This is a genomic window from Denitrobacterium detoxificans (assembly GCF_015062615.1).
GTDB classification, from domain to species: Bacteria; Actinomycetota; Coriobacteriia; order Coriobacteriales; family Eggerthellaceae; genus Denitrobacterium; species Denitrobacterium detoxificans_A.
The window spans coordinates 17,546-40,921 of the sequence record NZ_SUUH01000007.1 but is presented as its reverse complement, the minus strand read 5'-3'; the positions used below and the strand labels follow the sequence as shown (position 1 = coordinate 40,921).

Here is a 23,376-nt window from a genome sequence, read left to right as displayed (position 1 = left end):
GGTCCTATCCTTGCGCCGTATGCGGGTCGATAAGGCGCTTCACGTCGTCACCCAGGGCGTACACGAGCAGCACGATGAGAACCATCATGAGGCCAGGGAAAAACGCAAGCCACCACGCACCCGTAACGATGTACTTCATCGACTCGGAAAGCACCGCGCCAATGGCGGGCGAATCGAGCGGAAGGCCAAAGCCCAGAAACGTCAGCGCGCTCTCATGCAGAATCGCATGGGGGAACAGCAAGATGGTGCCCACGATGAACTGGGGCATAACGCTGGGGAACACATGATGCACGGCAATCCACGTACCGCTCTTGCCCATTGCACGCGAAGCATGCACGTAGTCGGACGTGCGAATGCGCAGCACCTCGGCGCGAATGAGACGCGTAAGCGATGGCCAGTGCGAAATGGCCACAGCTACGATGACGCCCCATGCCCCGCCGCCCAGGGCAAACGAGATGAGAATGAGGAGCACCAGGTGAGGCACCGCCATGAACAGGTCGCAGAGCCACAGCACCGTACGATCGATTACGCCGCCATAAATGGCGGAAAGCGAGCCCAGCACCAAGCCAATGCCACCGGAAACAACCGAGGCGGCAATGCCAATGAGAATGGAAATGGCCAAACCGCGAATGGTGCGGCAGAACATATCGCGCCCCAGATAATCGGTGCCAAACCAATGCTCCATGCTAGGCAGCAGGGACTTCTGCGCGTAATCGGGCGCATACGCCGCATCGGGCATGGCAAGGCCTGCGACCAAGACGCCCAGCAGGATGCAGCCCAGAACGCACGCAAGCGCAATGGCGCGCCTACGACGGTTGCCCCGCGTACGAGCACGCACGATAACGGGAGCGGTAGGTCGAGAGATAGCGCATTCGCTAGCCATCGATGGCCTCGCTTCCCCGCCTGATGCGCGGATCTACCACGCCGTAGAGCACGTTCGCCAACAAGTTGCCGAAGAACACGAACAGGGCGGCCACCAGCGCCACGCCCAACAGCAGCGGCACATCGCCCGCAAGCGCCGCCTCGACAGCGGCATTGCCCAGTCCGGGGTAGGAAAATACCTGCTCGGCAAGAATGGACCCACCGAAAATCTCGGAAATGGACGCGCATTGCAGCGTAATGGCCGGCAGCGCGATGTTGCGCAGCACATGACGGCGCGCAAACTGGGTACGAGACTCACCACGCGCACGCGCGAACAGGGCATAGTCGCTCTCGCACGCCTCGATGGCCTTTTCGCGCGTCTGCAGGGTGATGGACGCAATGCCCGTAACGGAAAGCACGAGCGCCGGCAAGAACAGATGCCAAAGACGATCGCCGATGGTAACGTCCTGGGCCAACACGCCCGCCGAGCTCGCGAGACCCATGGGGAACCAGCCCAGCTTCACCGAGAAGACCACAAGGGCCAGCAGGGCAAGCCAGAACGTGGGAGCCGCCGCCATGGTGAGGCAGAATCCCTTTACCAGGCGGTCAAGCGCGCCATCGCGGCGCATGCCGCACACCATGCCCAGGGCGAACCCCAGCACGCCAGAAAAGACCCAGGCCGTGCCCATAAGCGCCAGCGATGTAAGGGAACGCTCGGCCAACACGTCAAGAACGGGGCGCTGATAGATTACGGAAACGCCCCAGTCACCCGTGAGCACGCCGCCGATCCAGCGCAAGTACCGTTCAACGGGAGGGTCGTTGAACCCCCAGTGCGCCGCTATGGCGTCGAGCTGTTCTTGGGACAAATGATTCTCGGAGCCCGCATAGGCCTCCACGGGGTCGATGGGAGCGGCATTGGCCAAGGCAAAGCTCACGACGCTCACCGCGAGCAGCAGTGTCATGAGCCTTACGGTATTCCCAGCGACGAACTTCGCTCTTGGGGACACTACTTCTCCTTGCCAGCATCATCCGAAGAGGAGCCAGACTCGGCCTCTTCCTCTTCCAGGCGCTGCTCTTCCCACATCCACTCTTCCAAGTTGCCCACAATGGGCCAACCGTGACCGTGGGGATGCACGGGCTGCTCGCCCAAGTACAACCCATTACGCACGAAGTAGGTATGGTCGATGGAGACGAGCCAGATGAAGGGCATGTCGCCGTTTTCGCCTTCGGGGCCAGTGGTTCCATCCCACTGCACCTTCTGCCATTCGCTTAGCGCGACGGCATCGTCTGTCGTGGCAAGCGCGCTATGAATATGCTGATCCACAGCAGAGTTAGCATACTGGGCATGGTTGTAGGAGCCCGTGGAGCTGTAGTATCCAACCAGGTCACCCGAGGGATCCCAATCGCCCGTACCCCAGCACGTAGGTACGTTTTCAGACTGGGCCTTGCAATCCGACCAAAGCGCAGACGTTGCGTTAATCTTGATGCCGAGCTTCTGCGCCTGCTGGGCAAATGCCTCGGCGATGTTGTAACGCTGCATGTCGTCGGTACGACCCGTAATGGAGAACTCGGCGCGCACACCATCCTTTTCCCGGATGCCGTCGGACCCTTCCTTCCAGCCCGCATCATCCAGAAGCTTCTTCGCCTCGTCAAGGCGGCCATCCTTGTAGCTGCACGCACTGTTGGCCCAGGGGACACCCGTGATGAGCGCCGTGGTAGGCGTGCCAATGCCGTTAAGGGCACCCTCCACGATAGCCGAGCGATCGACGCCAATGTTCAGCGCCTTTCGAATGGCCTTGTCGCACGTGACGTTGTTGCCAACCGTCTTACCATCCTTCTGAGATTCCGCAGCCGTGGGCAAATTGAAGCCGCGCGTGTCCATGGTATCGAACGTGCGAAGCGTCATGCCGTTTACCGAGCTGGTGGCGTATTCGGGTTGCACCATGGCAACGTCGAGCTCGCCCGACTGCGCATGCGCGAGCGAGGTCTCGCCATCCAAGAACAGCAGCGTAATGCGGCGGAACGGCGAAATCGTACCGTAGTAAAACTCGTTCGGCGAGATGATGATCTGCTGGCCCGCATCCCACTGATCGAGCTTGAAGGGACCACTGCCGATGGGATCGCTACGATACGTCTGCTCGTTATAGAGTCTCTCGGGAACGATACCCAGCTTCGCCGTAACCTGAGGGAAGCTAGAATACGGCTCGCTTAAGCGGAACACGACCGTATAGTCGTCCTCAACGTTAACCTCGGCAACCTTCGAAAGGTCGATCGTGGAAGCTCCGTTATCGCGCGCCGTTAGGTACGAGAAGGCTACATCACCAGCAGTAAGGTCGCTGCCATCGGAAAAACGGGCGTTCTCGCGCAGCGTGAACGTATATTCCAGGCCGTCGCTGGAAACGCTCCACCCCGTGGCGAGATCGGGGTTAAGCTGCATATCGGTATCGAATTTCAGCAGACGCGACTGGAACAGGATGTACGAGCCGTTATAGCCCCACCCCGTAAGCGGATCGAAGCCATCTTCGGGCTCGGACCCCACGTAAATGGTAAGAGTATCGGGAAGCGACTCCGAAGAAACCGGCGCCTCCTCGCGGCTGCAACCCGCAAGGATTCCCGTCGCTCCACCCATGGCTGCAAGGGCGCTGGCCGCAGCGGCCCCCTTCAGAAAACCCCTTCTGGAAATAAACGCACTGCCGTTCCCCATATCCACTCCCTTGTGTGTACGTGTTACATAACACTAATCCGTAACACGTATTATTCACGCTGTTCGCATACCGTCAATAGACATTTTGACCAAATTCGTCTCTCTTTCGGCAACGTACGAAAAAGAGCACGCTCCTCGGGGAAAAATAACCTCTGGGTAGCACTTGCATTCCCCATACGGCCCCGTGCTAGCATGGGCGAGCAGACATTCCAACGGAAGGAAACCCATGGACGACCACAAGCGTTCGTACTATCGAAACCTCTCGCAAACCCTCGTTAAGAAATTCGCCCGACGCGGCATCGACGCGCTCTACTGCGACACCGCCGCCGAAGCGAAAAACGCCGTTCTAGAGCTCATGCCCAGCGGCTCGTCCGTCACGTGGGGCGGCTCGATGTCCATCGAAGAGGCGGGCATTCTCGACGCCGTTCGCGAAGGAAACTACAACATTATCGACCGCTCGGACAAGGGCCCCGGCGAAGACCCGCGCATCATGCTCAGCAAGCAGATGATGGCCGACTACTTCCTCATGAGCACCAACGCGTTCACACGCGACGGCGAACTGGTGAACATCGACGGCATGGGGACACGTCTGTGCTTCTTGGTGGCGGGTCCCGCACACGTTATCGTGGTCGCCAGTATGAACAAGATGACGCGTGACGTGCCTTCCGCGCTGCAGCGCATCCACGATCAGGCTACGCCCCCGAACTGCGTACGCCTGAACATTCCCACGCCGTGTGCGGCAACGGGCGCCTGCGGCGATTGCCATGGCGCAAACACCATCTGCTGCCAAGAGGTCATCACGCGCCACAGTCGCGAGCCCCATCGCATTACCGTGGTGCTCGTAGGTGAGGAACTGGGCTACTAGCGGCCAGCGCACACGCCGGAACTCGGTTACAAGGCATAACGAAAGCGGCCCGCTCGATTGAGCGGGCCGCTTGACTTTCAGGCTAGAAACGCACGCAATGATGGCGATTAATCCTGGTTGGCGTCCTTCTTCTTGCTGTGGGCAAGGGCGCATGCGCTAACGGCACCGGAAAGCGCGATGAGCGCGATGACGTTGGGGATAACCATCAGCTGGTTAAACATGTCGGCCAGCTCCCACACCAGGTCGTTCGAGAGGATGGAACCCATGAAGATGAACACGAGGGCGATAACGAAGAACGGGATGACGCCCTTCTTGCCGAACAGGTATTCCACGTTCAGGCGAGCAAACAGATTCCAAGACAGAATCGTGGAGAACGCGAAGAACAGCAGGCAGATGGCCACGAACGCATTGCCGAAGCCGGAGCCGAAGAACGAGCTGAACGCAGCCTGGGCCATGTTCGTCTTATCGAGGCCCACCAACGCAGCAACGTCGGCCGGATCGCTGCCAGCGGCGGCGGAGGCGAATGCCTGAGCCAGCGCGCCATCGCCCACGTACAGCGTGCTGATAACAACCAGGGCCGTCATGCTAACCACGATGATCGTGTCAACGAATACGCCGATCATGGCAACGACACCCTGTTCGTGGGGATCGCTCACGTTTGCCATGGCATGCGCATGAGGCGTGGAGCCCATGCCAGCCTCATTGCTGAACAGGCCGCGCTTGGCGCCCTGCGAAAGCGCAGCGATGATGCCGAACGTCACGCCACCCATGCTCGCCTGCGGGTTGAACGCGCATTCGAAGATAAGCTGGAAGGCGGGGATGATGTTGCCCGCATTCATGATGAGCACGACCAGGCCGCCCAGCAGGTAGAGCACGGCCATGATGGGCACGAGCTTTTCCGTGACGGAGGCGATGCGCGAAAGGCCACCAATGAGGATAACGCCGGCAACGATCACGATGACAACGCCAACGGCCCAGGTGGGGATGGCGAATGCCGTGCTCATGGTGCTGGCGATGGAGTTCGACTGTACCATGGAGCCCATGAAGCCAAGCGCCAGGATGATGGCCACGGCGAAGAAGCCAGCCAGGATCTTGCCACCATTGCCCTTGAACGCCGTGGTGATGTAGTACGCAGGGCCGCCATGCACGGTACCGTCTTCGTCGACGCGACGGGTCTTCTGGGCAAGCACGGCTTCGGCGTAGTTGGTGGCCATGCCCAGCAGGGCGATGATCCACATCCAGAAGATAGCGCCCGGGCCACCGATGAGGATGGCGCCACATGCGCCCACGATGTTGCCCGTGCCTACCTGGGCGGCAACGGCAGTAGCCAACGCCTGGAACGAGCTGATGCCGCTCTTGGCCTTACCGCCACGCAAGCTAAAGCCACCGAACACGCGACGCCAACCCTCGCCAAAGCAGCGGAACTGCACGGCGTGAGTTTTCACGGTGAAGAACAAGCCCGCGCCAATGAGCATGATGATCAGGATGTAATTCGAGAGATACGAATTAATCGTTTCCACGATTGGGAGCAGCACGGCTTCCATAAGAGATGAACCTTCTTTCTTTCGCGACACCTTGCGCCACCGAGAAGGTCCTTATGTGCACCGAAGAAGCGGTTAGAGTTCACCCCGTAACCGCCATCTTTGTGTACGCTCTGTCCGTTTGCCTGAGAGATTGAGCCGTTTCCAGCCTTGCACCTTCGGCACTCATAAAGAGATTCTCCAGAGTTTCCTCGACCTTCGGTTTCGTGCGATTCCAAAGGCTTCACCGGAAAGATGGTGAGGTCACTATAGACTATCGCACGCTAAAGTACAACGAGATTTTTAGAAAATAAGGAAAGCCTGACAATACCAGGCAAAATCGCAGGTAAACGGTTCTTGAACAGAAGAACCCCTGCGTTTGCTGCCTCCATTTGAATCGCGTAATATGTTACTCCCGTGGTGTTATTAGGAGGTCGCATGAAGCGCTGGCGCAATCGCATCACTGCCGCAAGCTTCGTGCTGGCCGTATTCGTTGGCGGCACGGCCATCGCGCATTTCGCGATAGGCTCCAGCACGCCCGTCGCGCTCCCCGACCCCACGCCCATGGCGCTCATTTCCGAAAGCGCATTATCGGAACGGGCTGAGGGCGAACCACAGCTTTCCAACCTGGAGGACAAACCCGCCGAGCAACTCACCGCAAGTGACGAACCCAACGCGGCAAACGAAACGGAGCCCTCGGCGCATACCACGTACGAGACCACGACCGAAGATGGCATCGCGCAAGAGCATCAAACGCAAACCGTACTCGTGCGCATTGAGGAAACGGATATCGAAGACCTCTTGGACGGCCTCTCCGACCTTGGATTGTTCGATACGTCAAGCCTTTCGGAAGCGCTTGACGCAGCCATTGGAGGCTGGGCGGCACTACCGCTTTCCAATGGCGTCTCGGTTCCCGAGGCAATTGACGCGCTCAATAGCACGCAGAGCGTTGCGCACGCGCAGCCAAACTACGTGTACCACCTGGCGGATAACGCAACCCCCGAAAGCCTGATCGAAGGAGAGCCAAGCAACCTGCCCACCATCGCGGAGGGCGGCAACTCCTACGACACGAACGAATACTACGCGTTCGTGAACGACCCGCAAGCTAACAACCAGATGCTCCTGCTCACCGAACACGCACGCGAAGCATATGAATACACGCATGACGAAAACGGCAATCCCACGAAATGGAACGCCAGCGACGCGCGTCCCGCCATTGCCGTGCTCGACACGGGATGCGACATCGCCCACGAAGACCTGGCCGAAAACGTCATCGACTTCTACGACGCCGTTGAACGAGCAAAACCCGCACGCTCCGATTTCAGCGACATCGACTATCACGGCACGCACGTTTGCGGCATCGCCGCAGCTGGCACGAATAACGGCGTTGGCATCGTGGGCATATCGTTCGATGCGAAGCTCGTGCCCGTAAGGGTATTCAAAAGCATCAACGGCTCCGTCCTTGCCGATTCGCTCGATATCCTAGCTGGCTACGAATACGTTCTCACGCGCGCAAGCGAAGACAACATCCGCGTAGTGAATCTGAGCCTTGGATCCACCACCGAGACAACCGATGCCGATGACAAAGCCTTGCTTGACGCAATCGAGCGGGCAAGCAAGGCAAACATCCTAACGGTCATTTCCGCGGGCAATGACGCAGATGTCATGGGAGGCGCCTATTCAGATTTTCCCAGTGACTTTGCACCAAGTGCCATAGGCGTCATAGACTGCGCCGTCACGGGTGTCCAAGAAGACGACGAGGGGCCATACGACACGCTTGGCCTATCGCTTTCGCTTTCCCGAGCCAGTTACTCAAACTACAACATGGCGGGCACCGTGAACAAACAACTCTCCGCGTTGGGCGACGACGTGCTAAGCACCACACCGGGCAACCGCTATCGTCGCCTGAACGGAACGTCTATGGCCGCGCCATGCGTTTCCGGCGTAGCGGCCCTTGCGCTTTCCGTTAACCCAAGCCTGAACGTTAACCAACTTAAAAGCGTACTCTATTCCAGCGCCAACGATATCGCGCCCAGCGAGCGCAACACCGACCCCGTTACCATTGGGTACGACGCATATACGGGATTCGGAAACGTTGATGCAAACGGCGTCGTGCGGAACGCATTCAGCTTCATTGACGGGCCCTCGATGCTCGCGACCGGCGACAGTGCACATCTTTCGGCGCTTGCCCCCAACGAGAGCGGCGCGTACACGTGGTCGAGCACCGCTCCAAACGTAGTCTCCGTAAGCGACGACGGAGAAATACGCGCCCTAGCTGCTGGTGATGCAATCGTTTTCGCCACAAGCACCACAACGGGAAACACGCTCGCAACCGTGATCAGCGTCGAAGACCCCGCCCCGCATACAGCAGAAGAGCCACTGCCGCCGAGCGTCGACCCTCCCTCCACTACAACCCAGCCCATGTTCCGCTTGTACAATCCAAATTCAGGAGAGCATTTCTACACGGCCGTCGAACAGGAGCGAGATCATTTGAAAAGCCTGGGATGGCGCTATGAGGGAATTGGATGGACCGCTCCTCTCGAGGGAGATGACGTATACCGCCTATACAATCCCAACGGCGGAGACCACCATTACACGATTTCAGCAAAGGAACGCGACTGGCTAAAACGCCTAGGATGGATCTACGAAGGCATAGGATGGCGGTCGAGCACCCTCGAGACCGTTGCCATTTACCGCGAATACAATCCAAACGCCCGTTCCGGCGCGCACAACTACACTTCATCGCTGAGCGAGCATTCATACCTGGCAAGCATTGGCTGGCATGACGAGGGAATTTGCTGGTACGGCGCATAGCCTATATCCTTCGCCATCGAAATCGAGTGATATAATGCCCGTAAAACACGTTTGACCTGGGAAGAAACGAGGTTGCTATGCCCACCAGAGAACAACGCCAGCAAGAAGCAGCCAAGCACATAGCATTCGTGAAGACGGTCTTCGGCAGCGAGACGAAGAAAAGCATCGCCAACGCCGTGGTGTACGAAGACGGCGAAGGACGCGAGCTCGAATTGCCCGAGCCCGCATTCGAAGCCACTGCGACGCGCGTAAGCAGCGCCTTCCCCGCAACAGTCGTATTCGACTCGCAGAGCAAGACGGGCGTTATCGACGCATGCTCATTCACGCGTCCGGGCGGCAACTACGAAGACGGCGCCTTCGGCCCCGAGCAAGCGCTTTGCGCCGATAGCAACCTCTACCCCATTCTGCAGGGGTGTAAGAAGACGTTCTTCGACGGCAATCGCGGCTACGAATGCAGCATGCTCTTCACCGATCGCGCGCTGTTCCTGCCCGACGTGATGTTCGTGCGCAATGGCGTCATGAAGAAGGCCTCAGTCGTGGCCATTGCGGCGCCCAACCGCACGCGCGCCCTGGAAAACCACCGTTCGGAGCGCGAATGCGATGCCAACTTGGCCAATCGCATCGAAGCGCAGTTGCGCATAGCCGTTGCACAGGGCATCGAGACCCTCGTATGCGGCGCATTCGGCTGCGGCGCATTCGGCAACGACCCCGCATTCGTGGCGCAGACGTATCGCGCCTGGATCGATGCGCACCCTGGCACGTTCAAGGAAGTCGTCTTCGCCGTGCCGCGCACGGCCATCGAAGCGTTCGAGGCGGCATTCGGGGCACCTCAACCCGCAGAAGAAGAGCCGCACGCCGCCACGGAGGAAGAGGAACGCGACACGGAAGACTGGCGCACCATCGACCTGCCCGAAGGTATTACCCTCCGCTAGCTCGGTGCGCAACCAAACAGCAAAGCGGTCTCCATGAAGGAGGCCGCTTTTTGTATATCGCCCCACGCGCATGGGACGGCAAGAAGCGATTATTCGGACCCCTGGGGCAGCTGCCCCGTCCAACCCGGCAAGCCAAACGTGGAATGCGGCACAGCGCCCGTCCATTCGCACACGCGCGCAACCATGCCCTGTACGTCGAGCACGCCATAGGCAAAGCCCTTGCGAATGAGCTCGTCGGGCACGTACGTGTCGTACTTTTCAAATACCGGCACTTCCCCGCTATACAGCAGGTCCATAGGCGAAAAGCCCGCACTTACATGACGCGCCAACACCTGCCAGAATTCCTCTTCCGAAGCGTCCATGCGGAACTGCAGAAAATAAGGACGCGAGGAATCGAGGCCCTTCAAATGCAGCTCATCGGCGCAAATGCGCTTCAGAAAGCGTTCGAGCGCCAGAAACGCATAGCTACCCAGCCAGGGGAAGAGCCCCCACATGTTTCCGCCTAGATTCACAAGCGGATGCTCGAGCATGCCAGCGGCATGAGCCGTGGCGCGCGCTTGACGCAAGCGCGCCTGGGCATTCCCCATAACGTAGGGATACATGGCATCTTCCTGGAGCACCTGGCGCATGCGCTCCAGGATGCGCGTGTGGATATCGCCCGGGCATTCCCCAAAGTACGCGGGAACCTGCCCTTTCACGAGCGTGCAATACACCAGGTGACGATGATGGTCGACTTCTTCCACCAACCACGTGCGCCCCGCAATGGCAATCTTTTCGCCCATGGGCGGCGGCTGCACGATGGTACCCAGCTCTTGCGACTCGCTGCGCACGGTGTATTCCTCGCTTTCCTGGAACACGCCATAGAAGCGGAAGTTGTTCACCACGCGCTCGCCCGCCAACCCCACGATAAGGCCGCCCAGTTCGGTGACTTGCACCTGGTCGGTTTCCACCAAATGACGTAGCAAGATGCGATAGTCTTCGGCGGAAACGTTGCGAAACGGCGAGAGCGTAAGCACGCGACCCGCCAGTTCGGCGGGCGTCATTTCCCCACCCGAAGCAAGCGTGGAAAGCGTTTGATGGTAGAGCAGGCTGAAGGGCAGGGCATGGGGACGCGGAGGCTCCACCCAGCGCTCTTCCAAATACAGCTGAACGAGGGCAATGCCCTGCAGCAACTTCCAAGGAATGGTTTCACCCAGCAGCGCACGAGGCTCGGGGCGGTCTTCGCGCATAACGAACCACATTTCGCTAGGCTGCCCCCGGCGGCCCGTACGGCCCATGCGCTGCAAGAACGCCGACACGGTAAACGGGGCGTCGATCTGAAAGGCACGTTCCAGCCGGCCGATATCGATACCCAGCTCGAGCGTGGCGGTGGTAACGGTGGTGAGCTGCAGGCTCTCGTCGCGCATGGCATCTTCTGCCGTTTCCCGATACGACGTAGACAGGTTGCCATGGTGGATGAGGAATCGGTCGGGCTCGCCTTGAGCCTCGCAATACGAGCGCAGCGTAGTAGTGACCGCTTCGGCTTCCTCGCGAGAATTCGCGAAGACCAGGCATTTGCGCCCGCGCGTATGCTCGAACACGTAGCCAACGCCCGGATCTGCCGCAGCCGGGGCAACGTCGGAAGGAGCCTCGAACACATAGCCCGCAGCCTGAGCAGCGGGAGCACTGGAAACAGCGAGGTGAGCCTGGTCACCCGATGGCAGTTCCAGGTCGAATGCAGGGGCCATGGAAATGTCGGGACCCACCACATCGTCGTCGACCGCCTGGCGGTCGCTCGTGTAGAAATGCTCCATGGAAAGCCGCCAGCGTTGCCCCTGGTCGCTAATGCGCGGAACCACCGTACTGCGACCCGAACCCGCGGCCAGGAACCGACCCGCCTGCTGCAGATCGCCCACGGTGGCCGAAAGGCCAATGCGACGCGGCTGCACGCCGGCCGTACGTGCCAGGCGCTCCACCAGGCACATGGTCTGTCCACCTCGATCGCCGCGCATGAGCGAATGGATTTCGTCGATGACCACGAAGCGCAGATCGCCAAACAGATGGGGAATGGCGTTGTGCTTATGCAGTAGCAGGGACTCCAGCGATTCAGGCGTGATTTGCAGCACGCCGCCGGGATGCTTCAGCAGCTTCGCCTTGCGCGAACTAGACACATCGCCATGCCAGCGCCATACGGGAATGCCCGCTTCTTCGCATAGCTCATTCAGGCGACCGAATTGATCGTTGATGAGCGCCTTCAGCGGAGCGATATAGATAATGCCAACCGACGAGGACGGCTGCTCCTGAAGCAACGTGAGCATGGGAAAGAAGGCGGCCTCGGTCTTGCCCGACGCCGTAGACGCCGCCAGCAGCACATTCTGATCGGTATTGAAGATGGCATCGGCGGCAGCCACCTGAACGCCACGCAGAGAATCCCATCCATTGCGATAGATGAAATCCTGAATGAACGGGGCATATCGAGAGAATGCGTCCATGCTACAAGCTAAACTCCGCGAAATCGGACGCCGTGCGTTCGCCAGCGGCCACCCCAGCAGCAGGGGACGCGGGCGCAACCGTCGTGGGAGCGGCAAATGCATCGGATTCCATGAGCCCCTGCAGCGTCATGCCCGGATTCTGGTGCAAGATGTCGAGCAGCTCGATGAAATCGCGAATGACCTCGCGCGGGGTGATGTGCGTATGGGCGCCCACGCGCTCGAATTCCGTCTTTATGAACAAGGCCAAGTCTTCGTCGGAAAGGGTGGGCTCGTAGCCAAACAGGCCCGCATGAATGTCTTGCAGGCGCCCCGCCAGCACAAGCAGCTCTTCGTACGAAAGCGGCACGAGCTGGATGACGGGAGCAAGCATGTCCTTGTACTGGGCGCCGGCAAAGCGGCCTTCCGCCAAACGGCTTCGCAAGGCTTCGTAACTATATACGCCACGACGACGATCTTCCACCGCCTGGGGCGTACCACCCATGATGATGCCCAGGTAGCGAGCCTTGCCCTGCAACGTGTCGTTATACATGGTGAGAATCTTCTCGTAGTTGTACTGACGCGATATGGCGTTGGGAATCTTGTAGATGTTCACCAGCTCGTCGATGAGCACGAGCATGCCTGCATACCCCGCCTGCTTCAGAAAGCAGGCGAAGAGCTTCACGTACTCGTACCAATCGTCGTCGGTAATGCAAATGCCCACGCCCAGTTCGCGACGCGCTTCCGTCTTGTTGGCGTATTCGCCGCGGAACCACTTCACCACGCGAGCCTTCATTTCGTCGTTATCTTCCACGTACGAGCGATAGTACATAACGAGCAATTGCGCGAAATCGAACCCGTGAACCATTTCGGAAAGGGCGCCCACCGTTTCGTGAATGCGCGCTTCCACCGCGGCGGCAAATTCGGGCGAGCCCACAGCCTGGGACGATTCCGCGGCCACGGCGCTTTGCACGCCCGAAATCCAACGGTCGAGAATGAGCGTGAGCGCGCCGCCTTCGGGACGCGTCTTCGTGGACATGTTGCGGATGAGCTCCTTGTACGTGGCCAGCCCCTGCCCCTGACCACCATGCAAGCGGCGTTCCGGGGAAAGGTCGGCGTCGATGACTACGAAATTGCGGTCCATGGCGTAGGAGCGAATGGTCTGCAGCAGGAAGCTCTTGCCGCTGCCGTACTTGCCCACAACGAAGCGGAACGTAGCACCGCCATCTTGAATGATTTCGACGTCATGCAAAAGGGCGTCGATTTCGGCATCGCGGCCCACGGCAATGTACGGCAGGCCCACGCGCGGCACTACGCCGCCCTTCAGCGCGTTGATGATGGTATTGGCAATGCGCTTGGGCGCCTTCTTCATGCCGAGCGTTCCTTCCGAACAAGTGTTCTAGTTTTCTGCATCATACCATGGAACATTCGCGTGCGAAAGAACACCATGCTTCGCCTACGCGCAACGCTAATGGCCCCGTTGCGCGTTGCCACCCAGCTGTAGCGTAAAGCCCACGCCCAGCCCACCGCATGTGGGGGCTTTGCATTGCCCCCACGGCAAAAGATATAATTGATACAACGCATGTAGTAATGGGGGCCAAAAGGGGTTTGGCATATGAGGAAGATCCGCATTGGAGACGCGGTGTCCACGCCTGGCGGGCGTCATGGCGTCGTGCGCGGTTTTCCCGACAAGCGAACCGTAAAAGTCCTGCTCTACAACGAAAATGGCAGACCCGACGCCCCAAAGCTCTTCGCAATCGACGAGATCGCGTACGTGAAGCCACTCAGCGTAACCACGAAGAGCCTCCGTGCGTACTACCGCTTCGAAATACCCCTTGAGGACATCGCTCCCGGCAGCAATCCGCTTGCTGGATACAAGGTTAGCGAGCCCTGCTACGTAACCCTCGATGATGCCATGCGCGCGCTCTTCAACATGCGCGACTGCGCGCTCGACGCCGCCAGCTTCGCTCGATGGGTCGATCCTTATGCCAAGAAAAGCCAGCTACGCGATGCCATCGTCTTCATTTCGGAACGCGAGCACGAACGCGCCCTAGAGCGCAAGGGCGAACTGCCGCCCCATTCCGAGGCGGACATGCTCTACTTGCTGCGCACGTGCTACGACGACATCGTCTACGCGGTAACCACGGGAGAGATCGCTGACAACGACACCTCATTCCTGGACTACGACCGCATCCTTTCCGACTGCCACAACTTCCGCAGCGGAAAGGGTGACCGCGTAAAGCCCTACCTGTGGTCGCGCGCCGCGCGCACCGCATACGTCATGGGCCTCACCGATGCGCAGCTAGCCAGCATGGACAAGCTGCATCACGAAGAATACCGCCGCATCCTGGAAGAGCTCTGTATGGAGGGCCATGCCGGAGCCATGGAGCGCAAGGCCTACTCATGCTACGGAGGCAGCCCCGCGTACGAATGCGACTGGGTTACGGCGCGCGACCTGCTTCTCGAACTCATGGACCGCAAGGACGTCTCCGACGAGAAGAAGCGCTTCTTCGCCAATACGCTGGGCTACCTGTTCTACTACGGTCGCTGCAACGACGGCGTGCCCCAATACGACCTGGCATTTCGCTACTACTGCATCGGCTTCTTCGGCATGGTGCGCGAATCGGCATACAAGCTAGCCGACATGTACATGAACGGCAAGGGCGTTCCCGAAAACCACCTTGCCGCATACAACCTGCTTACCTGGGCGTTCTCGCGCAATATGGAAGACTTCACGGCGGGCAACCCCGATAACAACTTCGCTGACGCGGCCCTGCGCATGAGCAACGCCTACCGCGACGGCTTGCACGTGGCGCAAGACCGCTTCCACGCCTACGAGCTCATCACCCAGGCGGCATGCGCATTGCGCGAGCGCGCACGCAACGGGTCGCACTACGGCGACGCTATCGTGGCGGCGAACATCGACTACGAGCTCGCCGAACTGCGCATGGAGTTTCCCGATGCGGCGCCCACGAAATTCCTGAAGAGCCGCCATCCCGACCACCTCCTGCAAACGTTCGAAAACGGATACGTGGTGAGCGTGGTTATCGAGCGCACCAAGAAGGGCATCGCGCTCACCGCGAAGCGCATACCGAAAGCCGACGAGGAACGAGCGCACTTCGTGCTGGTCACGCACCCCTGCCATGGGTACTGCAAGTTGCACGCCACCATCGAGGAGGAGGGCCGCGACATACGGTTCCTGCAGCTTCGGGAGGGCAGCCACTTCCATGCCGACGCGCTGCGCCCCTGCGGCAAGAAGAACGGTGCGCCATGCTACGAGTTCCTGCACGAAGGGCGCGTTATCGCCCGCATTGCCTGCAAGAGCTATCGCTTCCGCGTGGACTGGAAGGGCGCCTGGAACGCGCGGCGCCACACCTTCGCACGCGTGGAATTCACGCGCGGTGGCAAGACATACGATTACCTCTGCGATGGCCTGCCCGCCACCAAGGGCTGCCTCGTGGTAGTGGAAGTAAACGGGGTTGAAAAGATCGCGCGCGTCGTGGACCTCATCAGCTGCACGAACAACGAGATGATGCTCGACGCGGCAAGCTATCGGCACGTAGAGCGCCTGGCCATCGGCGGGCACTAGGCAGCGCTAGCCCAGCAGCTCCCGGACGCCATCCACGTAATCCTCGATAAGCTCGGGCGGTTCCGCCGCCGCATCCACCACGATGTCCCCAAACTCGTCGAAGAGCTTCTCGTTCACCGATTCGGCCAGAAGCGAAGCCATGACGCCATGCTCGCGTTGGAAGTCGCGCACCGAGCCACCTTCCAAGAGCACGCGCAAGAAGGATTGTTCGTCGGAAGAAAGGCCATATAGCGTGCCTTGCGCCGCATCCTCTGGCTCGGGAGCCTGTCCGGAAGCACGCTCTTGCATGGGTTCCGCGGGATGGACGGCAACCTGGGTTGCGGGGCTCTGCGCCTGCAGCTCCACCGCCGCGCGAGCGCCCGCAGCACGCACATCGAGGGCATCAAGCTCCTCTTCCTCCACGATCAGACGGTCCCGCGTGACATCCGCCGCCGCACGGATGGCATCCAACCTGCCCAGATCAATGTGAACCGCGCGCGCCTGCGCCTCGCGACGAGCGCGAAGCAGTTCGCGCGCTTTGCTGCGAATCGCCTCGACGATGTACTTCGTGCTCATGGGTGCCGCCAGCTCGCGCGTATCGCCATACTCCTGGCGCATGATGGCATCCACCGTCTTCAGGAAATCGCCCACCCACGTCTTCGCCTTGCGCGGAGCGGGATAGCGCACGCGCGTCCACGCGCCCGCACGGCAATACACATGGTCGATGGGCCCAATGCGATAACGATAGTCCCCACGCTTCAGCGGGTCGGAGAAAATGGCGCGATTGAACGGCTGGTATATAACGGGCTTGCGATTCCCGAACAAGCGGTCGGGCAAGGTGCGCGAAAGCTTCGTATGATGCTGAGCTACCACACGAAACACCGAAACCGCAACCTTGCGATAATCGTCCCCATGCTCGGTAACGAACGCCGACGCGGACACGCGATACGCCGAGAAGCGCGTAAGGGCCGCATACAGTTCGTCATCGGAAGCGCCCTCCCACTGCATCACCGTAAGCCGCGCCTCGTCCTCCAAGCGCATCGGAAGCTTGCGCAGCAGGCTCGATGGCAAATCGTAGTAGACAACGTATGCGTCGGCCCATTCGTCCACATAGCGCCCAATGGCGGGGTCAAGCGCACGATACTCATCGCCAAATGCGACAAGCTGGTCGAAGCCGGCGCGCGCATCATTCACGCCCACTTGGTTAATGAGCTCGTAGAGGTACACGAACGCATACGACAATGACGTCGGCTGTACATCTCCTGCACGAACCCGCGCGCGCCACGTAAGATACGTGCGAAGCTGGTCGTTGTTCATATCGTCGTACGTTGGGTAGTAGTGGCTAAATTCCGCCTTACCCGTAAACTCGTCGGAACACGCAGCGAGCACTTCAGCCTCGCGCACAAAGCGCTCCGTAACCGTGAGCCTGCGAAAGGCGGGGTCCTTCGCCATTTCGCGCACCTGGCGCACCTCGCTGGGAACAAACTGCGAAAGCTGGTTCGCAGTCATGAGTATGGGCTGATCGGAATAGACGGTATCGCTAAACGCCGAGCGTTCCCCCAGCCGAGCGGAAAGCTCATCGCGCAAAGCGCGTATGCGATCGTGCTGCGAGGGATTGAAACCCCGTTCCATGGCTACCCAACGTTCACGGCGATGCCCGCGGAATGCACAATCCACGCCACGCCTGCGGAATCGTTGAGCCATGCGCTCTCGAAGTCGGCGCGCGGATACGTGCGACGCACATCCCCCGCCTGATTCGAAGCGGTCGCGGCTTCCCGGGCGGCTTCGCCCGAAGGCGCGGACTCACCTGCATCTTGCTCGGTGCCATCCTCGACCGCCGCTTCTTCGCTGGCGGCAACGTCCTGGTCGGCAGCGGAAGCCACCTGCTGGGCAGCAACGGTTGAAAGCGCGGGGGCAACGCCCGCCGGGTCGTTCACGACAACGTTGCCCTCATCGTCGATGCCGCACACAACCATGGCGTGCGCCGCCGCTTCGTAGCCGGCGTCGGGTACGTTGCCCGACGTAACGTTCAGCTGAACGGCAACGGGCACACCCAGCTCGAGTACCTGTTCCAGCTGAGCCAAACCCGAAAGGCGGGTAGCGTAGGCCACCAAGCCCCGCGAGGCACACAGCGACGTGGCGAACGCGGAAGTATCGTACGACTGCGTCTGAGCGTCGAGCATATGGGCGGCAGCCCATGCAACCCGCTGATCGGACGCAAGCCCCAAGGCCGAAAGCTCGTCCTCGGACGGACCGGCATTCCACCAGTCCAGAAGCATGGCGCACGCAGCAGGGGCGCTATACTCGGGGCCTTCCACCGCCGCACTCGCGCTTGAACGCACCTGGGAATACTGGGGCACGTCGATGGGGTCGACGCCGCCTTCGCCCGCATACTCGGACAGCTCGGCATCCTCATCGAACAGGGTGGCCACCAAGCTGGCCATATTCAGGGAGGGCGCGGCGTCTTCGCCCAAGGGGCGCATGAGCGTTGCGCGCATCTGCACGTTATAGAGCCGGCGCTCTTCCGCCGCCTCGAACACGCAGGCGGACGTGCTTCCGGCCTCGGAAGACTGCTGAACCGAATAGCTGCTCAGCGCGCCATCCTCGCCTTCGGCCGCGCCGCCCCAACGAGCAAGCGCAAGCCAATCGCTGAGCGTGCCATCCTTGCGACGCCCACGCACCTCGATCTCGAGCCAGCAACCCGCGGGGATGGTAGCGCCCCACGAGGCCATGAGTTCGGTCGCGCCGAAGGAAAGCTCCAATTCGGGGGAAATCCACGTGCCCACTTCGTAATCGACGTCGACGGGCTTCTTCGCGTAGTCGTCGGAAAGCGTGCGCACGTCGAGCACTGCCGAGGAATCGAGCACGGCATGCCCCGCGGCATCGAGCGTGAGGCCGCTGAACGTGCCCTGGTCGAGCTTGTTCGCGCCACGCCACACCGTAAGGCTGATGTAGCGCGAGAGATTCGCGCTCTTGGACGCACGCGAGCTATTGCTGCTCGACCCCGACTTCGCCACGCAGCCTGGCAGGGCAAGCGCAGCCGACCCGGCAACCGCCGCGCCAGCGCACAGGGAAACGAACCTGCGACGCGAAAGACTATGCGAAGAGAAATCGGGCACCATACACTCCTTAATCCATTTCGCAAGTATACCGCACGCACATGGGGCGACGGCGTCCTGCGCACGCGGCAACAAAGCATCACCGCAGGACGCGAATGGAGCCTATTCAGCGCGCAGAGGCATGGGGATCTTCGCGCCCAGGAGCGCCGCCACCACAACCAGGGGCAGGCTCTGAAGCGGGAAGCAGAGAAGCAGCAGGCAGACCGCGAGCAGGGGCTTGCGCGTGGTGGCGCCGATGAACGCCGAAGCCGTGGCGGTAACCGCGAACAGGGGGTCCACCCCCGTAAGAGCCGCCAGGGCAAAGCCCGCCACGACGCCCGTGAAGATGTTCGGGAAGATGGTGCCGCCACGCCAGCCCGCGCCAATGCACAGCGGCGTTGCCGCACACTTCAAAACGGCCGTTGCGGCAAGCACGCACGCGGGTAGGCCCACCCACGTCTGCACGATTTCACGACACTGCTCTTCACCCGAAAAAAGCGTTAGCGGCAAGACCAGGTAGAGCGCGCCCAATACCAGGCCACAGAGTGCAGCGAACAGCACGGGCCGTTCTTCGGCATGCGCGCCAACGCGATGGGCGAGCCGCGTTGCCAGATGCGATTCCACGCCCAGCGCGTACCCCACCGCCACGAACAGCAGCGCCCAGGGCAACTGGGCAACATCGAACGCGAAGGAATCGAATCGGGGCAGGCCTCCCATCTGGCCCAGCATGAGAGACGCAAGCCACAGCCCCAGGAACGCACCCGCTGCCGCGGCGACGTACAAAACGACCTTCACGACGCGTCGAAACGTGAACAGGCGCGGATTCGGCTCGCCAGACATGGCCTCGCGCGCAGCAACGATGCCCGCGAAGGGAGCGCCGAACACCGCGGTGAGCGTGGCCGAAACCGTGACGTCTGCCAGGGATTTCGTACCCAAGCCCGCACGGCGCAGGGAATCGCCAATCCACGTGACGAGCGCGGCAATGATGCCCGTAAGCCCCGCTTCAGGGCCAATGGAACCGCCGAACACCAGGGGCAGAAGAAACAGCACGACCGTAGCGAACGGGCGCTCCAGGGCGTATCCACCCTCTTTCTTGACCTGGGCGAAAACCTCGTTCAGCTCTTGCGGGGCGGCATGCGTGCGCTTCGAGATGTAACCGATGAGCGCACCCCCTGCAGGGCATACGAGCAGGGGAAGCCACCAAGCGCCCACCGCGCGGGGCAGGGCCTCCCACATGAAGGCGACGCCGATGTTCATAGCGCGCAGCAGCAGCGAAACCAACACGCCCACCACCAGGCCCATGCCTAGCGATACCGCCACCAAGCCGCATACGCCCGCTATGCGCGGGGCGCCTTCCGGAAAACCCCCGTATTCCCCCACCAAAGGACGGCTATCGGCCATGGCCGCCCCGCTTATGCAAGCGCTTTACCTGGTCGGAAAGCTCCTTCAGTTCGGCCTTGGACAGATCGGGAAGATGCTCGAGGCGATCGATGAACACCGCCACGCTTTCCCCCTTGCGGGCGCGCATGAGCTCTTGGCTATAGCTGACCACCGCACCCGTGAGAACGGCGACGACAAAGACGCTCGTGATGCTCAGAAGCACCGACACGATACGTGCCAGAGGGGAGGAGACGGTTATGTCCCCAAAGCCAATGGTGCTCACGATTTCGAAGCAATACCACATGGAATCGCCCAGCGTGGGAATGGCGGGCTCGAACAGCCACACTAGCACCGAACAAAGGAGAAAAATCACGGCGAACCCAACAACAGCCCGGTTCAATCCGGAATGCTGCATTACCGCACGTATGAGGCCATATTTGAACATGAGAACGCTCCTGCCCTTGCTTTGCGCATATTATACCCGCCAATGCGCCGTCACCTGGGAAGAGCTTCCCTGCGCATAAGCTCTATTGCTTACGAAAGTGTCATGTTCAAATTCGAGCCAACGGGTATGATGGAGGCCATGGATACGCAGGCCAACATATACATCGTCGAAGACGACGCCACGCTGTGCGAGGGGCTTTCCAGCCTGCTTCGCCTGCAAGGGTACAACCCCACACCATGCTCGAATTTCGCGAACGCGGCAAACGAGGCACTGGAACAGGCACCCGACCTCGTCGTGCTCGATTTGAAACTGCCCGGCACCAGCGGGCATGCCATCTGCCGCGCCATCCGCGAGCGCAGCAGCGTGCCCATCGTGGTGCTCACCTCGTCAGACGTGGAGTTCGACGAGGTCATGGCCCTGCAGCTGGGCGCCAACGACTACGTTACCAAGCCCTACCGCCCCGCCGTGCTGCTCGCACGTATCGACGCCATCCTGCGCAGATCGAACGCGAAGTCGAACCTCATAGAACACGCGGGCGTCACGCTCGACCTTACGTCGGGCACCGTGGCAACCCAGGAACGCAGCGTCGAGCTCACGCGCAACGAGCAGCGCATCCTGGCCATGCTCATGGAAAACCCAGGCGCCATCGTCACGCGCCATGAACTGCTCTGCGAGCTCTGGGAATCCGACGCATTCGTAGACGACAACACCCTCACGGTGAACGTGAACCGCGTGCGCCGCAAGCTCGCCTCCATCGGCGTGCCGGAATCATTCCTGGAAACAAAGCGAGGCCAGGGCTATGCCATCCAGTGACGCGCGCTATACGCCCGCTGCGTACCTCGCCGATCGTGCGCCCATCATCGCCCTCCTCGCGCTCGCGCTGTGCATTCTCACGCTAGCGCTTTCGGCATTTGGCATATCGGTGCAGGGAATCGCACTTTGCATCGCCATTCTGGCCCTCTGCGACGCAGGGGCCCTTGCGCTTGGCTACCTGCGTCAAGCGCGCTACTTCCGCGCGCTCGAACAAGCCGCGGAACGCATCGAGCGCGCAAGCGAGCTGGCGGGGCTGCTGCCCCTTCCCCACTCCCTCGAAGCGCAAACGGCGCATAGCTCAATCGAACTATGCGCCCTTGCCGCAACGCGCGAGATCAGCGACGAGCGGAAGGCAACGAGCGACTATCGCACCTACGTTGACCTGTGGATTCACGAGGTGAAAACGCCCATCGCCGCCGCGAAGCTCCTTGTCGCGGGCATGCACGGCGCCGAGGCCGACAAGCTGCGCCTGGAAATGGAGAACATCGAGCATCAGGTGGAGCAGGCGCTCTACTACGCACGCTGCTCGGACCTCACGAACGACTACCACATCACCAGCATCCACCTGGCCGGTACCGTGCGCGAGGCATGCAAGCGGCACGCGAACCTGCTCATCGCAAGCGAGGTGCAGCCCAAGCTCGACATTCCCGAGGAGCTCGAGGTCCTCGCCGACGAGCAATGGCTCCTGTTCATGTTGGGCCAGCTCATCACGAATGCGGCGAAATACGGGGCGAGCACGCTCACGTTTTCCGCGCGCCAGCACAACGAGAACACGAGCGCGGGTCACGTTGACCTTACCGTGGCCGACGACGGATGGGGCATCCCCGCGGCCGACGTGCCGCGCGTCTTCAACCGTGCGTTCACCGGGCAAAACGGCCACCGCGCGGGCAGTTCCACGGGCATGGGGCTCTACCTCTGTGCCGTCATGTGCGACCGCATGGGCATGAAGCTCACCGTCGCTTCCGAAGAGGGCGTCGGCACGCGCGTGATCATTGGCTTTCCGCTAAATTGCGCAAACGAACAGCTATGTGACAAAAACGAAAGAGACCTGTAAGCCCAATCGATGGCGACGCTTCGCATGGGTTTCTAGCATGGTAATCGCCACATACGAAAGGAGATCGCTATGGCAGAAACCATCGCGCAAGCACGCATCGGAAGCACCGGGCAGCAAGATCGCCCCGCGCTTTCGGTTCAGAATCTGGAAAAGAGCTTTGGCGGCAAGGACATCATCACGCGCGCCTTGGCGGGCATTTCGTTCGAGGTCGAGAACGGCGAGTTCGTGGGCATCATGGGCCCCTCGGGCTCGGGCAAGAGCACGCTGCTGAACTGCATTTCCACCATCGACAGGCCCTCGGCGGGCGAAGTCACGGTGAATGGCGTGCAGCTATCCCGCCTGCGCGGAGGCGCCCTCGCCCGCTTCCGCCGCGAAGACCTGGGCTTCGTCTTCCAGGATTCGAACCTGGTCGACACGCTCACCGCACGCGAGAACATCGAGCTGGCGCTTACCATTCAGCGCAAATCGCCGCGCCTCATCCGCACCGAAGTCGAAGACATCGCCGAACGCCTGGAAATTACCAGCGTACTCGACAAGATGCCCCATCAGATGTCGGGCGGCCAACGTCAGCGCGTGGCCGCTGCGCGCGCCTTCGTGGGCAACCCCACCCTCGTACTGGCCGACGAGCCCACCGGCGCGCTTGATTCGCGCAGCTCAACGCACATGATGGAACTGCTCGACACCATGAATCGCGTCACGAAGACCACCATCATCATGGTCACTCACGACCCCTTCGCGGCAAGCTGGACGCACCGCATCCTGTTCATTCGCGACGGCAAGCTCTTCAACGAGATTCGCCGCGGCGACCTTTCCCGCAAGGAATACTTCAGCCAGATCATGGACGTCATGGGCTTCCTGGGTGGGGAGGCGTAGCC

Annotated in this window: 17 protein-coding genes and 1 riboswitch; of the genes, 7 read left to right on the top strand and 10 right to left on the bottom strand. The window is 60.8% G+C overall.

What is annotated here, in order from left to right; translation table 11 throughout:
• Positions 1 to 4: 4 nt before the first annotated feature.
• From E7002_RS08285 to E7002_RS08275, 3 genes are read right to left on the bottom strand one after another with little or no spacing between them, the layout of a single operon-like run.
• Positions 5 to 883: an ABC transporter permease gene (locus tag E7002_RS08285; RefSeq protein ID WP_303728423.1), complete on the bottom strand. Its 879-nt coding sequence runs from the start codon at positions 881 to 883 to the stop codon at positions 5 to 7.
• A complete protein-coding gene (locus E7002_RS08280; RefSeq protein ID WP_303728422.1) occupies positions 876 to 1,868 on the bottom strand; it encodes an ABC transporter permease in 993 nt (330 codons plus the stop codon). The genes E7002_RS08285 and E7002_RS08280 overlap by 8 nt, the downstream gene beginning before the upstream one ends.
• Positions 1,868 to 3,565, bottom strand: coding sequence for an ABC transporter substrate-binding protein (locus tag E7002_RS08275; RefSeq protein ID WP_303728421.1), 1,698 nt, complete (start codon positions 3,563 to 3,565; stop codon positions 1,868 to 1,870). Before E7002_RS08275 ends, E7002_RS08280 begins: the two co-directional genes overlap by 1 nt.
• A gap of 226 nt (positions 3,566 to 3,791) precedes the next feature.
• Between E7002_RS08275 and E7002_RS08270 the strand changes: the two genes are divergently transcribed.
• Complete coding sequence (locus E7002_RS08270) at positions 3,792 to 4,430, top strand: lactate utilization protein (protein WP_303728420.1); 639 nt, start codon at positions 3,792 to 3,794, stop codon at positions 4,428 to 4,430.
• A gap of 107 nt (positions 4,431 to 4,537) precedes the next feature.
• On the opposite strand, the gene E7002_RS08265 is transcribed toward E7002_RS08270, so the two are convergent.
• Entirely contained in the window at positions 4,538 to 5,974 is a 1,437-nt protein-coding gene (locus E7002_RS08265; RefSeq protein WP_303728419.1) for a sodium:alanine symporter family protein, read from the bottom strand.
• 100 nt (positions 5,975 to 6,074) lie between these two features.
• A riboswitch (glycine riboswitch) is annotated at positions 6,075 to 6,165 on the bottom strand.
• Positions 6,166 to 6,388: 223 nt separating this feature from the next.
• Here E7002_RS08265 and E7002_RS08260 point away from each other — a divergent pair.
• Both E7002_RS08260 and E7002_RS08255 read left to right on the top strand, forming a co-directional pair.
• Positions 6,389 to 8,764, top strand: coding sequence for a S8 family serine peptidase (locus E7002_RS08260; protein ID WP_303728418.1), 2,376 nt, complete (start codon positions 6,389 to 6,391; stop codon positions 8,762 to 8,764).
• A 77-nt stretch (positions 8,765 to 8,841) separates the two neighbouring features.
• Positions 8,842 to 9,696: a TIGR02452 family protein gene (locus E7002_RS08255; protein ID WP_303728417.1), complete on the top strand. Its 855-nt coding sequence runs from the start codon at positions 8,842 to 8,844 to the stop codon at positions 9,694 to 9,696.
• Between the two features lie 89 nt (positions 9,697 to 9,785).
• Here E7002_RS08255 and E7002_RS08250 read toward each other — a convergent pair whose 3' ends face one another.
• Positions 9,786 to 12,167, bottom strand: a complete 2,382-nt coding sequence (locus tag E7002_RS08250; RefSeq protein ID WP_303728416.1) for a DEAD/DEAH box helicase — start codon at positions 12,165 to 12,167, stop codon at positions 9,786 to 9,788.
• A gap of 1 nt (position 12,168) precedes the next feature.
• Complete coding sequence (locus E7002_RS08245) at positions 12,169 to 13,515, bottom strand: ATP-binding protein (RefSeq protein WP_303728415.1); 1,347 nt, start codon at positions 13,513 to 13,515, stop codon at positions 12,169 to 12,171.
• 243 nt (positions 13,516 to 13,758) lie between these two features.
• Here E7002_RS08245 and E7002_RS08240 point away from each other — a divergent pair, with 243 nt between their 5' ends.
• On the top strand, positions 13,759 to 15,732 hold the full coding sequence (locus tag E7002_RS08240) for a tetratricopeptide repeat protein (RefSeq protein WP_303728414.1): 1,974 nt from the start codon (positions 13,759 to 13,761) through the stop codon (positions 15,730 to 15,732).
• 6 nt (positions 15,733 to 15,738) lie between these two features.
• Here E7002_RS08240 and E7002_RS08235 read toward each other — a convergent pair whose 3' ends face one another.
• The 4 genes from E7002_RS08235 to E7002_RS08220 all read right to left on the bottom strand — a co-directional run bounded on the left by E7002_RS08235 (position 15,739) and on the right by E7002_RS08220 (position 20,562).
• The gene (locus E7002_RS08235; RefSeq protein ID WP_303728413.1) at positions 15,739 to 17,343 is read right to left on the bottom strand and encodes a TerB N-terminal domain-containing protein; all 1,605 of its coding nucleotides are present in this window, start codon (positions 17,341 to 17,343) and stop codon (positions 15,739 to 15,741) included.
• 2 nt (positions 17,344 to 17,345) lie between these two features.
• Complete coding sequence (locus E7002_RS08230) at positions 17,346 to 18,830, bottom strand: C39 family peptidase (protein WP_303728412.1); 1,485 nt, start codon at positions 18,828 to 18,830, stop codon at positions 17,346 to 17,348.
• A 102-nt stretch (positions 18,831 to 18,932) separates the two neighbouring features.
• A complete protein-coding gene (locus E7002_RS08225) occupies positions 18,933 to 20,210 on the bottom strand; it encodes a chloride channel protein (RefSeq protein ID WP_303728410.1) in 1,278 nt (425 codons plus the stop codon).
• Complete coding sequence (locus tag E7002_RS08220) at positions 20,200 to 20,562, bottom strand: potassium channel family protein (protein ID WP_303728409.1); 363 nt, start codon at positions 20,560 to 20,562, stop codon at positions 20,200 to 20,202. Before E7002_RS08220 ends, E7002_RS08225 begins: the two co-directional genes overlap by 11 nt.
• A gap of 174 nt (positions 20,563 to 20,736) precedes the next feature.
• Between E7002_RS08220 and E7002_RS08215 the strand changes: the two genes are divergently transcribed.
• From E7002_RS08215 to E7002_RS08205, 3 genes are all read left to right on the top strand, one after another.
• Positions 20,737 to 21,447, top strand: a complete 711-nt coding sequence (locus E7002_RS08215; RefSeq protein ID WP_303728407.1) for a response regulator transcription factor — start codon at positions 20,737 to 20,739, stop codon at positions 21,445 to 21,447.
• On the top strand, positions 21,434 to 22,501 hold the full coding sequence (locus tag E7002_RS08210; RefSeq protein ID WP_303728406.1) for a HAMP domain-containing sensor histidine kinase: 1,068 nt from the start codon (positions 21,434 to 21,436) through the stop codon (positions 22,499 to 22,501). Before E7002_RS08215 ends, E7002_RS08210 begins: the two co-directional genes overlap by 14 nt.
• Positions 22,502 to 22,570: 69 nt before the next feature.
• A complete protein-coding gene (locus E7002_RS08205; protein ID WP_066664152.1) occupies positions 22,571 to 23,374 on the top strand; it encodes an ABC transporter ATP-binding protein in 804 nt (267 codons plus the stop codon).
• Positions 23,375 to 23,376 lie beyond the last annotated feature (2 nt).